Here is a 13,662-nt window from a genome sequence, read left to right as displayed (position 1 = left end):
TTGTAGCAGCCAATCTCTGATTCAGCCGCTACGCGAAGCGCGGATTATAGGGAAATTTCCTATCTCGTGCAATATAAAAATACCGACACTCAGATCGGTATTTTCAATCATTTACTTGGATGCAACGTCATCTCGGAACACGACCAATCGCTTAGGAGCGATTTTGCCATCTTCGTTCATTTCGCCAACGCCAATAAACAAGCGTTCTTCACCCATAGTAAGGCGAAGTGAGCCCTCAGTCGGAGCACCAAATACTTGAACGGGCTGCCCATGTTGGACCATATTCGCCAGTTCAGGCACCAAGTTGACTTCTGGTAAGTCTTCTACCGCGGTATCCATTGGCAAAAGCAGTGGGTCCAGTAGCTCTCGAGGCGCTCGTTCCTCGCGGTGAGCTTGCTCTAGCAACTCATTTAGTTGCTCAAGTGTTACCATATTCTCGTAAGGGTATTTAGCAACACCAGTACGACGAAGCATAGTTACGTGCGCACCACAACCTAACATTTCGCCCAGATCATCAACGATAGTACGAATATAGGTACCTTTAGAGCAGTGCACTTCCATCTCTACTTCATCGCCTTCAAAACGGTGAAGAACAATCTCATATACCGTGATCTTACGAGATTCACGCGGAACTTCGATGCCTTTACGAGCGTATTCATACAAGGGTTTACCTTGATACTTCAACGCAGAGAACATGGAAGGTACTTGATCAGATTCGCCACGGAACTTCTCAATGCACGCTTCTAGCTTGTCTAACGTAACATCGACTGGACGCGTCTCTACAACTTCACCATCCGAGTCAGACGTATTGGTACGTTCACCCAGCTTTGCGATCACGCGGTAGCGTTTATCAGAATCAAGAAGAAACTGAGAAAATTTTGTCGCTTCACCCAAGCAAATTGGCAGCATGCCTGTCGCTAATGGGTCCAAGGCTCCAGTGTGGCCTGCTTTCTCGGCAAAGTAGATTCGCTTTACTTTTTGCAGTGCATCATTGGAAGAGATACCTGTTGGTTTGTCCAACAGTATAACGCCATTAATTGGACGACCTTTACGACGACGAGCCATTATTCTTCGTCCTCACGACCAGAATCTTTTTGCTTTTGTTTGTCTGAACTAACGACTTCAGACACTAGGTTAGACATACGCATACCTTCAACAAGCGTATTGTCATAGTGGAAGCGGATTTCTGGCGTTAAACGTAGACGAATACGCTTACCTAACATCATGCGAATGTGCACTTCGTGCTCACGTAGCGCTGCTAGACATGATTCTGGTGTTTGCTCACCCACACACAGGAAGGTCACAAATACTTTTGCGTAAGCTAGGTCACGAGAGACTTCTACGTCTGAGATCGTCACCATGCCAAGGCGAGAGTCACGAACTTCACGTTGAAGGATCATCGCTAGTTCTTTTTGCAGCTGCTGTGCAACGCGCTGCGTGCGGCTAAATTCTTTTGACATATCTTTACTCTTATATAGAAAGAATGGGGGGTTGGTCAAAGCCAGCCCCCCATGGTGTATTCAACAACCAATTACTACTTATCTTTCAAAGACAATATTAGTAATTTTAGTCAATTAGTCTAGAGTACGTTTAATTTCAACGATTTCGAAGACTTCGATTTGGTCACCAACGCGAACATCATTGTAGTTCTTAACGCCGATACCACATTCGTAGCCATTCTTAACTTCTTGAACGTCATCTTTGAAACGACGTAGTGACTCTAGTTCACCTTCGTAAATAACAACGTTATCACGTAGTACACGGATTGGGTTGTTACGCTTGATCACACCTTCTGTAACCATACAACCAGCGATAGCGCCCAGTTTCGGTGACTTAAACACGTCACGAACTTCAGCAAGACCAATGATCTCTTGCTTGAATTCTGGAGCAAGCATACCGCCCATTGCTTGTTTCACTTCGTCAATCAATTGGTAAATGATTGAGTAGTAACGTAAGTCAACAGCTGCGGCTTCAACAGCACGGCGAGCAGAAGCATCTGCACGAACGTTAAAGCCAAGGATGATTGCGTTTGAAGCTTCCGCTAGTACTACATCAGTTTCCGTAATACCACCTACACCAGAACCAACGATGTTCACTTTAACTTCGTCAGTAGATAGCTTAACTAGTGAGTCAGCGATTGCTTCTACAGAACCTTGAACGTCTGCTTTAAGTACAACGTTAAGTTCAGCAACTTCACCAGCAGTCATGTTAGAGAACATGTTCTCTAGTTTAGATTTCTGCTGACGAGCAAGTTTCACTTCACGGAACTTACCAGCACGGTAGTTAGCTACTTCACGCGCTTTACGCTCGTCACGAACTACTGTTGCTTCATCACCTGAAGATGGTACACCTGAAAGACCTAGGATCTCTACAGGGATAGATGGGCCAGCCGAAGTAATTTCTTTACCTAGCTCATCACGCATTGCACGAACACGGCCGTATTCTTGACCACAAAGAACGATGTCGCCTTTGTTTAGTGTACCTGATTGAACAAGTACTGTTGCAACTGGACCACGACCTTTATCTAGGCGAGATTCAACAACAACACCAGATGCCATGCCTTCAGCTACAGCTGTAAGTTCAAGAACTTCAGACTGAAGAAGGATTGCTTCTAGAAGACCATCGATGTTTGTACCCTGTTTAGCAGAGATGTGAACGAACATGTTCTCACCGCCCCACTCTTCAGGAATAACGTCGTATTGAGCAAGCTCGTTCTTAACATTATCTGGGTTCGCGTCTTCTTTATCGATCTTGTTCACAGCAACAATTAGAGGAACGCCTGCCGCTTTCGCGTGCTGAATCGCTTCTACTGTTTGTGGCATTACGCCATCGTCTGCTGCAACTACAAGAACAACGATATCTGTTGCTTGAGCACCACGAGCACGCATTGCAGTAAACGCTGCGTGCCCAGGAGTATCAAGGAACGTGATCATGCCGTTGTCTGTTTCAACGTGGTACGCACCAATGTGCTGAGTAATACCACCCGCTTCGCCAGAAGCAACGTGTGTGCGACGGATGTAGTCAAGTGTTGACGTTTTACCGTGGTCAACGTGACCCATGATAGTAACAACTGGAGCACGTGGAACTGCTTCCGCGTTAGTGTCACGGTCAGATAGTACCGCTTCTTCCAGTTCGTTCTCTTTACGAAGAACTACTTTATGGCCCATTTCTTCAGCAACAAGTTGTGCTGTTTCTTGGTCGATCACTTGGTTGATAGTCGCCATAGCGCCCATCTTCATCATTACTTTGATAACTTCTGTCGCTTTAACCGACATCTTGTTAGCGAGTTCTGATAGAACGATCGTTTCGCCAATTACAACGTCTTGCTTAGCAACCGTTGCTGACTTATCAAACCCGTGCTGCATTGAAGTCGGCTTAGCAAGTTTGCCCTTACGACCTCTACCGCCACGTTGGTTGTTACGGCCACCGCGAGCTTGGTCGTCTTTACCCGAAGCTGCTTTTTTCTTCTTACGACGACCGCCTTCTACTTTGCGATCTGCTTCATCTTCGGCTTCACGTGCGTATTGTGAAGTCGTTACATGGTAATCTGTATCTTCCATATCACCCTTTTTCTCTTCTGCAGCAGACCAACGCTCTTTATTCTTTTCAGCCAATTCGCGAGCTTCTTCAAGCTTGCGCTGACTTTCCTCTTCAGCCTTACGCTTAGCTTCTTCTTCCTGACGACGTTTAAGCTCGTCGGCCTCTTTTCGCGCTGCTTCTTGCTTAATTTTCTCTTCAGCATCACGCTTTGCTTTTTCTTCAGCATTACGTTGTGCATTCGTATCTACGTCTCGCTTCGCTTTTTCTTCAGCTTCACGTTTCGCTTTTTCTTCCGCTTCACGTTTTGCAGCTTCTTCAGCTTCACGTTTCGCAGCTTCTTCAGCTTCACGTTTTGCAGCTTCTTCTGCTGCACGTTTTGCTGCTTCTTCTGCTTCACGTTGTGCTGCTTCTTCAGCTTCACGTTTCGCTTCATCTTCAATTGTGCTGCGCTTCACGTATGTACGTTTTTTGCGCACCTCAACCTGAACATTCTTACTCTTACCACCACCCGCGTTCACACTAAGTGTACTACGAGTTTTACGCTGAAGCGTAAGGCGAGTCGGCTCTGAATCACCTGATTTATCACCGTGTTCTTTCTTTAAATGAGAGAGAAGCTTCTGCTTCTCTTCATCAGTAACATTGTCAGAGCTCGCCTTTTTAATGCCAGCGTCAGCAAGTTGTTCAATCAAGCGGTCGACTGGCGTACCAATCTCATCACTCAGTGCTTTAACTGTTAATTGTGTCATGCCGCTTCCTCCTTGCCGAAAATTATGCTTCTTCGCCGAACCAACAGATGTTACGTGCGGCCATAATTAGCTCACCTGCACGTTCTTCGGTCAGGCCTTCGATACCTTCTAAATCGTCAATACCTTGGTCAGCAAGATCTTCCAGTGTCGCTACACCTTTCGCTGCCAATTTAAATGCCATCTCTCGCTCAAGACCTTCAAGTGCAAGTAGGTCCTCAGCTGGTTCTAGACCTTCAAAAGACTCTTCTTGTGCTAGTGCGATCGTCGTTAGTGCATCTTTTGCACGTCCACGAAGCTCTTCGATTAGTTCTTCATTCAAACCATCGATTTCTAGTAGCTCGTTAACTGGCACGTATGCGATTTCTTCTAGCGTTGAGAAACCTTCTTCAACAAGAAGTTGAGCGAAGTCTTCTTCAATATCTAGGTACTTCATGAAGTTTTCAATAGATGCTTGTGATTCTTCAGCGTGTTTCTTCTGAAGATCAGCAACTGTCATAACATTCAGTTCCCAACCTGTTAGTTGAGATGCTAGACGCACGTTTTGACCGTTACGACCGATAGCTTGCGCTAGGTTGTCAGCTTCAACTGCGATGTCCATTGAGTGTGCATCCTCATCAACGATGATAGAAGCAACATCAGCTGGCGCCATTGCGTTGATAACGAATTGAGCTGGGTTATCATCCCAAAGCACAATATCGATACGCTCCCCACCAAGTTCGCCAGAAACAGCTTGTACACGTGCACCACGCATACCAACACACGCACCTACAGGGTCGATACGTTTGTCATTTGTTTTGACAGCGATCTTAGCGCGAGAACCAGGATCACGTGCCGCGCCTTTCAACTCGATAATATCTTCTGCGATTTCAGGCACTTCAACACGGAACAGTTCTGCCAACATTTCTGGCTTAGAACGAGTGATGAACAATTGGAAACCACGTGCTTCAGGCGCGACTTTGTAAAGAAGGCCACGTACACGGTCGCCTGGACGGAAGTTTTCACGAGGAAGTTGGTCATCACGCAGGATTACCGCTTCAGCGTTATTACCAAGATCAAGCACGATTGTGTCACGGTTTACTTTTTTCACGACACCAGTGATTAGATCACCTTCATTGTCGATGAACTGTTCAACGATTTGTGCGCGCTCAGCTTCACGAACTTTTTGAACGATAACTTGCTTAGCAGTTTGAGTCGTAATACGGTCAAACGTTACTGATTCGATTTCGTCTTCTACGTAGTCGCCAAGCTCGATTGAGTCATCTTCGTATTGCGCTGCTTCTAGTGAGATCTCTTTTGTAGGGTTCTCTACGTCATCAACAACTAACCAACGGCGGTAAGTTACAAATTCACCGGTTTTACGGTCAATGGCAACACGTACGTCGATTTCGATTTCGTATTTTTTCTTTGTAGAAGTTGCTAGAGCAATCTCAAGAGCCTCAAAGATACGCTCACGAGGTACCGCTTTTTCGTTCGATACCGCTTCTGCTACCGCTAAAATTTCTTTACTCATTATATTTAGCCTCTAAGCTTAAACTTTTTTAGGGAACTAAAATTTAGGGATCAGGTTAGCTTTGGAAATGTTACTTAGAGCAAACTCTTCTTGCTGACCGTCTACAGTAATTGTCACTGTTTCGCCATCAACACCGTGGATAATACCTTTCCACTTACGACGGTTTGCTACAGCCATTTTCAATACGATGCTGACCTCGTGACCAATAAATTGCTCGTAATGTGCTGCTTTAAAAAGTGGTCTTTCTAAACCTGGAGAAGACACTTCTAGGCTGTAAGCAACAGAAATTGGATCTTCAACGTCTAAAACTGCACTAACTTGGTGGCTAACTTCTGCACAGTCGTCTACGTTAATACCATTTTCATGGTCAATGTAGATACGTAACGTTGAGTGCGCGCCTGCACGAATGAATTCTAATCCAACTAACTCATAACCTGATGCCGCTACTGGCGCGTCAAGCATTTCAGTAAGTTGTCTTTCTAAACCAGTCATTTAACCACTCCAGAAACAAAAAAAGGGCTCAGAGCCCAATCAAAAAACCAAGCAGTATCTGAGCCATTTCAAAAAGCTCAGATAACAAAAAACCCCGATAGTCGGGGTTTTATGCTGCTGGACCCTGATACGTTAAGAATAGCCAACAATTGCTTTTCTTAACTCGTAGTGTGGTTAGCACTACGCAAACTTGCCAATCTACGATTTCCTTTTAAAGAAAGAGATTGGTTGCGGGGGCCGGATTTGAACCGACGACCTTCGGGTTATGAGCCCGACGAGCTACCAAGCTGCTCCACCCCGCGTCCGACTTGCTGAGCATTATACTCGCAAACAAGTGATTTACAAGTTTGTAAATACATGGTGCCGAGAGAGGGACTCGAACCCTCACACCTAAGGCACTAGCACCTCATGCTAGCGTGTCTACCAATTTCACCATCTCGGCATCAAAACCTTACAGCTTATTGAGGAATTTCATCACCCGCTGGGGCAGGAACTTCACTCGCTGCATCCTTAACTTGTTCAACAACTGGTTGACCTAACGTTGGGTCTACCCATTGTGATTCAGTCTGGTGCGTAGACATACGACCAAGTAACAAGCTAACGATAAAGAATACGGTTGCTAAAATAGCAGTTGTTCGGGTTAAGAAATTACCTGAGCCGCCAGCACCAAACACTGTGTTTGAAGCACCAGCACCGAACGAGGCTCCCATATCTGCGCCTTTACCTTGTTGAATCAACACAAGGCCAATCACACCAAGCGCTGCCAACAGGTAAATCACAAGTAGAACTGAAAACATTTTTTCCACCTATGTTCCAAATTGTTGAGCCAGCGCCGTTCAAAAGAATAAATCATTATGAACAAGGCTAGCGACCTCCTAACGGGAGGCGGAGCAATACTAGCGAAAGCCAGTAACGCTGACAAGGGAAAATTAGTAAAAAATCAATGCCAATGCGTTAAGCGCTCAAAAAAAGGGCAAAAGATGCCCTTTTCATTCAAGACATGCTTTAACGCAATGATTAACAACTTGCTTTAACAGCCTCAGCGATTTTCAATGCTGAGTGTTGAACTAGTTCACCATCTTCGCCTTCCACCATAACGCGGATCAAAGGCTCAGTGCCAGACTTACGCAGCAGTACACGCCCTTTATCACCAAGTGTCGCCTCTACTTCAGCGACAGCGTTTAATACAGCTGTAGCTTCAAGAGGGTTACTTTCTCCTGAGAAACGGACATTTTCTAAAACCTGAGGATATAATGTCATTCCTTGCGATAGTTCATATAAAGACATATCGCTGCCAATTACAGAAGCAAGTACTTGAAGTGCAGCAACAATCGCATCGCCGGTTGTGACTTTATCTAATAAGATCACATGGCCTGAGTTTTCAGCACCAATTTTCCAACCTTTTTCTAGCAGTTGCTCCATGACATAACGGTCACCAACAGCAGCACGTACAAACGGAATGCCTAGCTGCTTTAAACCATTTTCCATACCCAAGTTAGTCATTAGTGTACCAACAACACCACCCTTTAGCTCACCACGACGAAGTGCATCACGAGCGATGATATAAGCAATTTGGTCACCATCAACTTTGTTACCTAGGTGGTCGACCATAATGATGCGGTCACCATCACCATCAAATGCGAGACCAAGATGCGCTTGCTCTTCAACAACACGCTGTTGAAGAGCTCGTACGTCTGTTGCGCCCACTTTTTCATTAATGTTGATGCCGTTAGGCTCTACGCCCATAGCGATAACTTCTGCCCCAAGTTCTTTGAAAACATTTGGAGCGATGTGGTACGTTGCACCGTGCGCACAGTCTACTACGATCTTAAAGTTCGCAAGGCTCAACTCAGATGGGAAAGTACTCTTACAGAATTCGATGTAACGACCAGCTGCATCATTTAGGCGGGTTGCTTTACCAAGCTCAGCAGACTCCACACATTCAATTTCTTTATCTAACTCAGCTTCGATCGCCAATTCGATATCGTCAGGTAGCTTAGTACCCTCAGAAGAAAAGAATTTAATGCCGTTGTCGTAATATGGGTTATGTGATGCAGAAATCACAATACCAGCCTCGGCACGGAAAGTCTGAGTTAAATATGCCACAGCTGGAGTTGGCATGGGACCAGTAAATGTTGCTTTAAGTCCCGCAGCTGCAAGGCCAGCCTCTAGTGCAGATTCAAGCATATAACCTGAAATACGTGTATCTTTACCTATGATAACTTTCTTTGTGCCTTGTTTCGCTAGTACACGACCAGCAGCCCAGCCAAGCTTAAGTACGAAGTCTGGAGTGATTGGGTATTGTCCTACTTTACCGCGCACACCGTCAGTACCAAAGTAACGTCTTTCATTCGACATAAACTTTCCTTTATTATTTTTAAATATTGTTTTTCGTCATCTCAACAACTTTCATCGCTTCGATTGTCTCTTCAAAGTCATGCACGCGAATGATCTGCGCGCCTTTCATCGCGGCAATCGTAGCACAAACGACACTTGCGTTCGTACACTCTGCCGCTGGCTTGTCTAACAGTTTGAAGATCATGGATTTACGAGACATGCCAGCCAAAATAGGCAGGCCGAATTCATGAAACTTTTCAAGATGAGCAAGCATATGATAATTGTGCTCGATTGTTTTGCCAAAGCCAAACCCAGGATCGAGAATCAGTTGAGATTTATCAATCCCTGCTGCTTCACACGCCGCGATACGTTCTTCTAGAAAAGCCGACACGTCCCCCATTAAATCATCATAATGAGGGTCAACTTGCATGGTCCTAGGCTGACCTTTCATATGCATCAGACAAATTGGAAGGTTTGCTTCTGCTGCGACTTCCAGAGCACCTGGCTCTTGCAGCGAGCGGATGTCATTGATCAAATCAGCCCCAGCATCAATTGCTTGACGCATCACTTCTGCTTTACTGGTGTCAACGGAAATCCATACATCATATTTTTCACGAATGGCTTTGATTACTGGGACAACACGCCTAAGCTCTTCTTCCAAAGACACATCCGGTGCACCAGGTCTTGTTGATTCACCACCAACATCAACAATACTTACACCAGCCTTTATCATTTTATCAACTTGAGCAAGAGCAAGTTCAATTGAGTTGTATTTACCGCCATCCGAAAAGGAATCCGGTGTCACATTTAGAATGGCCATGACATGTGGACGCGAAAGGTCCAAAGATTTGTTATTTGCTGTAATCATCATCATAAACACAAAAACCCCGAGATAACTCGGGGTTTAATATTATCGATACTCTTTATTCAGAGTCTTTCTTTTCAGGCGCTTCGTTAGAAGTTGTTTCAGAAGAGCTAGGCTGTTCTGCATCTTTCGCAGTCTCCGTTGCTTCTTCTTTAACTTCTTGCTTTGCTTGAGGCTTGTCGCTGTCTTCTGGTTTGCTTGCTGAGTTATCACTCCAGCCCGCAGGCTCACGAATTTCAGCTTTGCGCTCCATTAAGTCATCAATCTGGCGAGCATCAATGGTTTCATACTTCATCAGCGCATCTTTCATCGCATGCATGATATCCATGTTCTCTTGAAGAATCTTCTTCGCACGATCGTAGTTGCGGTCAATGATCTGACGAACTTCGTCATCAATCAACTTCGCTGTATCGTCAGACACATGTTTAGTCTGAGTTACACTACGTCCTAAGAACACTTCGCCTTCATCTTCTGCATACAGCAGAGGGCCAAGCTTTTCAGAGAAACCCCATTGAGTAACCATCTTACGAGCAATATCTGTTGCGCGCTCGATATCATTAGAAGCACCGGTTGATACTTTGTCAGCACCGTAGATAAGTTCTTCTGCTAAACGACCACCGTACAAGCTAGAAATCATTGATTCTAGGTGTTGGCGAGACATACTCACGCGGTCCTGCTCTGGAAGGTACATTGTTACACCCAACGCACGACCACGTGGAATGATAGACACTTTGTACACTGGATCGTGTTCAGGAACCAAGCGACCAACAATCGCGTGACCCGCTTCGTGGTATGCGGTTGACTCTTTCACTTCCTCAGACATCACCATTGAACGGCGCTCAGCACCCATCATGATTTTGTCTTTCGCCAGTTCAAACTCAACCATAGAAACGTTGCGCTTGTTACCTCGCGCAGCAAACAAGGCTGCTTCGTTAACTAAGTTTGCTAGGTCAGCACCAGAGAAGCCTGGTGTACCACGTGCGATGAGAGAAGGCTCTACATCACCCGCTAGAGGGACCTTACGCATGTGAACTTTTAGGATCTGTTCACGGCCACGTACATCTGGAAGACCAACTACCACTTGACGGTCAAAACGACCAGGACGCAGTAGCGCAGGGTCTAGCACGTCCGGACGGTTAGTCGCAGCGATAACGATAATACCTTCGTTACCTTCGAAACCATCCATCTCAACGAGCATTTGGTTTAGTGTTTGTTCACGTTCATCATGACCACCACCAACACCTGCGCCACGTTGACGGCCTACCGCATCGATCTCATCGATAAAGATGATACAAGGTGCAGCTTTCTTTGCTTGTTCAAACATGTCACGCACACGAGATGCACCAACACCAACGAACATTTCTACGAAATCAGAACCAGAGATAGTAAAGAATGGTACTTTCGCCTCACCGGCAATGGCTTTCGCTAGAAGCGTTTTACCCGTACCAGGAGGACCAACCATTAGAACACCCGTTGGAATCTTACCGCCCAGTTTTTGGAAGCGGCTTGGATCGCGTAGGTAGTCCACCAGTTCTTTCACGTCTTCTTTTGCTTCGTCACAACCAGCAACGTCAGCAAAAGTTGTCTTGATTTGTTCTTCGCTCATCATTCGAGCTTTGCTCTTACCAAAAGACATGGCGCCTTTACCACCGCCGCCTTGCATTTGACGCATGAAGAAAATCCATACACCAATTAGTAAGATCATTGGGAACCAAGAGATGAAGATAGTACCAAGCAAGCTTTGCTCTTCTGGAGGCGTGCCTTGTACTTTCACGTTTTGGTTAATTAGGTCATCTAGAAGCTTTTGGTCATACACTGGCATGTAAGTGACCATTTTGGCACCGCCGCCACGACGAACAAAGCTAATTTCACCGTCTTTAAAAGTTGCTTCTTGAATCTGGCCTTGGCCAACTTCCTGTACAAACGTGGTGTAATCCACGGTTCTGCCATTGCTTTCTCCAGGGCCAAAGCTCTGGAATACCGACATCAATACGACGGCGATAACAAGCCACAGAATTAAATTTTTTGCCATGTCACTCAAGGTGTAAGCCTCTCGATAACTAATTGTAATTAAAGGTAGGGTACTACAGTTCATTAACTGTAGCTATAGTGTTAACACGCTCTCAAGAGAGCAAAATGGTTAACCTTTGTAACCAGTGGCTACGACGAAGACCTCTCGAGAGCGAGCTCGCGATGAGTCTGGTTTTCTAATTTTTACGGCTTTAAACATGTCTCGGACTTCTTTCACATACTGATCGAAGCCTTCCCCTTGGAAAACCTTTACGACAAAGCTACCATTAGGCGCTAGAACTTGTCGACACATATCTAAAGCTAATTCAACTAAATACATAGCGCGAGGTTGATCAACAGAATTGTTTCCCGCGATGTTAGGCGCCATATCAGACATTACTACGTCTACCATGGAAGGTTGGATCCTTTCTAGCAAAGCTTCCAATACCGCATCATCACGAAAGTCGCCTTGTAAAAAGCTAACGCCAGCAATCGGGTCCATAGGAAGCAAGTCACACGCAATGATCTGACCACTGTCCCCTACTATCTTAGCAGCATATTGAGACCATCCGCCCGGCGCGGCCCCCAAGTCGACGACTGTCATTCCAGGCTTTAACAATTTATCTTTCGTTTGAATCTCATCGATCTTGAAATAAGCACGTGAGCGGTAGCCTTTTTTTCGGGCTTCATTCGCGTATTTATCATCAAAGTGTTCTTTCAACCAACGACCAGAACTAGCCGAATGTTTTTGTTTACTCATTTTAATCCCAACAAGGCACAAATTGGAGCTATTGTTTTAATAGGCGCTACCTATTACTCAATAAATTATAGTCTTCAGCAATAGATGGCGTTAAAATAGCTTTTTTCAACCCTTATTTTAAAGAAAATTGGCCGCGTAATGAACCTAAGCACCAAACAAAAGCAGCACCTTAAAGGCCTAGCTCACAGTTTAAAACCTGTTGTGCTAATGGGCGCAAATGGACTTACAGAAGCCGTGCTAGCAGAAATTGAAATCGCTCTTAACCATCACGAACTTATCAAAGTAAAAGTTGCTTCGGAAGATCGTGAAACAAAACAGCTAATCATCGACGCTATCGTACGTGAGACGGGCGCTGAAAAAGTTCAGACTATTGGTAAAGTGCTTGTGCTATACCGCCAGTCTGAAGAGCGTAAAATCGAAATCCCTCGTAAGTAACTCTACTTACGTTGCTGAAGAAAAAAGGTCGCCTGAGGCGACCTTTTTGCGTTTTATCAGAGTAGTAATGCTACTCCAAACGACTTAGATATATTCTACTCGGTCAATTTCGAAGTCTTTCGCGCCACCCGGAGTTTGAATAGCAACTTCATCGCCTTCCATCTTACCAATCAGGCCACGAGCAATAGGTGAGCTCACTGAAATGCGACCTGCTTTGATATCGGCTTCGTCATCACCAACGATTTGGTACGTTTTTTCTTCTTCGGTGTCGATATCAATCAAGGTTACGGTTGAACCAAAAATAACTTTACCCGTGTTCTCCATCTTCGTTACATCAATAACTTGAGCAACTGACAGTTTGTATTCAATGTCACGGATTTGTGCTTCACAAATGCCCTGCTCTTCACGAGCGGCGTGATATTCAGCATTCTCTTTTAAATCACCTAGCTCACGAGCTTCAGCAATTGCCTCTGAGATCTGAGGACGTAGTTTAAGTAGACGATCGAGTTCTGCACGTAGCTTTTGCTCGCCACGTAGTGTCATTGGAACTTTTTCCATTTTATAACCTCAAGCCCAAATGGGTCTTTGGACAAAAAAAGCCCACCCTGTCATAGGACTGGGTAGTGCGCTTAAAGATGTATTTCGTTTAGTGTAAACAAACTCCCGGACGAAATCATCTTAATTCGAAAGACAGCAAGACTATGCCTTTTCGGCATAATGATATAACTCACTTTTAGAGCGGTTCTAGGGCGAATCACCTTCTCAATTTATTGAAAAACAACACTGTTCATTACACCAAAAACCTCAAAAAAGATAAAAACTAATCAATGTCAGGCCAATGTCATTGCCAATAATTTCAATCAAAAACAGTAATTTAAATAAAAACAACGCACAATTGAACAGTGTTCATCAGTGGGATTTATATCATTTTACTAACTCATACGGAAACTTTAGCAGTAAAACATGT

12 protein-coding genes and 2 tRNA genes are annotated in these 13,662 nt (G+C 44.9%); 1 reads left to right on the top strand and 13 read right to left on the bottom strand.

What is annotated here, in order from left to right; genetic code table 11:
- Positions 1-111 precede the first annotated feature (111 nt).
- The 12 genes from truB to rlmE all read right to left on the bottom strand — a co-directional run bounded on the left by truB (position 112) and on the right by rlmE (position 12,260).
- A complete protein-coding gene (gene truB / locus R7Q41_RS12050; protein WP_318108956.1) occupies positions 112-1,065 on the bottom strand; it encodes a tRNA pseudouridine(55) synthase TruB in 954 nt (317 codons plus the stop codon).
- The gene (gene rbfA / locus R7Q41_RS12045; protein WP_005380087.1) at positions 1,065-1,460 is read right to left on the bottom strand and encodes a 30S ribosome-binding factor RbfA; all 396 of its coding nucleotides are present in this window, start codon (positions 1,458-1,460) and stop codon (positions 1,065-1,067) included. Before rbfA ends, truB begins: the two co-directional genes overlap by 1 nt.
- Positions 1,461-1,574: 114 nt before the next feature.
- Complete coding sequence (infB, locus tag R7Q41_RS12040) at positions 1,575-4,286, bottom strand: translation initiation factor IF-2 (protein WP_005380086.1); 2,712 nt, start codon at positions 4,284-4,286, stop codon at positions 1,575-1,577.
- Between the two features lie 22 nt (positions 4,287-4,308).
- On the bottom strand, positions 4,309-5,796 hold the full coding sequence (gene nusA, locus R7Q41_RS12035) for a transcription termination factor NusA (protein ID WP_005380084.1): 1,488 nt from the start codon (positions 5,794-5,796) through the stop codon (positions 4,309-4,311).
- 36 nt (positions 5,797-5,832) lie between these two features.
- Complete coding sequence (gene rimP / locus R7Q41_RS12030; RefSeq protein WP_005386424.1) at positions 5,833-6,288, bottom strand: ribosome maturation factor RimP; 456 nt, start codon at positions 6,286-6,288, stop codon at positions 5,833-5,835.
- A gap of 225 nt (positions 6,289-6,513) precedes the next feature.
- A tRNA-Met gene (locus R7Q41_RS12025) sits at positions 6,514-6,590 on the bottom strand.
- Between the two features lie 56 nt (positions 6,591-6,646).
- Positions 6,647-6,730 (bottom strand) — tRNA-Leu (locus tag R7Q41_RS12020).
- Between the two features lie 16 nt (positions 6,731-6,746).
- Positions 6,747-7,085, bottom strand: coding sequence for a preprotein translocase subunit SecG (secG, locus tag R7Q41_RS12015; RefSeq protein WP_005380080.1), 339 nt, complete (start codon positions 7,083-7,085; stop codon positions 6,747-6,749).
- 220 nt (positions 7,086-7,305) lie between these two features.
- Positions 7,306-8,646 (bottom strand): phosphoglucosamine mutase, encoded by a 1,341-nt coding sequence (gene glmM, locus R7Q41_RS12010; RefSeq protein ID WP_005388992.1) that lies wholly within the window; start codon positions 8,644-8,646, stop codon positions 7,306-7,308.
- Positions 8,647-8,665: 19 nt separating this feature from the next.
- Positions 8,666-9,496 (bottom strand): dihydropteroate synthase, encoded by an 831-nt coding sequence (gene folP / locus R7Q41_RS12005; protein ID WP_017820419.1) that lies wholly within the window; start codon positions 9,494-9,496, stop codon positions 8,666-8,668.
- Positions 9,497-9,548: 52 nt separating this feature from the next.
- Positions 9,549-11,522, bottom strand: coding sequence for an ATP-dependent zinc metalloprotease FtsH (gene ftsH, locus R7Q41_RS12000; RefSeq protein ID WP_017635895.1), 1,974 nt, complete (start codon positions 11,520-11,522; stop codon positions 9,549-9,551).
- 108 nt (positions 11,523-11,630) lie between these two features.
- On the bottom strand, positions 11,631-12,260 hold the full coding sequence (gene rlmE / locus R7Q41_RS11995) for a 23S rRNA (uridine(2552)-2'-O)-methyltransferase RlmE (protein WP_005388985.1): 630 nt from the start codon (positions 12,258-12,260) through the stop codon (positions 11,631-11,633).
- A gap of 138 nt (positions 12,261-12,398) precedes the next feature.
- On the opposite strand from rlmE, the gene yhbY reads away from it, so the two are divergent.
- On the top strand, positions 12,399-12,695 hold the full coding sequence (gene yhbY, locus R7Q41_RS11990; protein ID WP_005380066.1) for a ribosome assembly RNA-binding protein YhbY: 297 nt from the start codon (positions 12,399-12,401) through the stop codon (positions 12,693-12,695).
- Positions 12,696-12,779: 84 nt separating this feature from the next.
- Here the strand turns inward: yhbY and greA are convergent, their stop codons facing one another.
- Positions 12,780-13,253 (bottom strand): transcription elongation factor GreA, encoded by a 474-nt coding sequence (greA, locus tag R7Q41_RS11985; protein ID WP_005380065.1) that lies wholly within the window; start codon positions 13,251-13,253, stop codon positions 12,780-12,782.
- Positions 13,254-13,662 lie beyond the last annotated feature (409 nt).

This window comes from Vibrio sp. 2096 (genome assembly GCF_033339595.1).
GTDB classification, from domain to species: Bacteria; Pseudomonadota; Gammaproteobacteria; order Enterobacterales; family Vibrionaceae; genus Vibrio; species Vibrio alginolyticus.
Note: the sequence above shows the minus strand (reverse complement) of the source record. Positions and strands in the feature narration are given on the sequence as shown.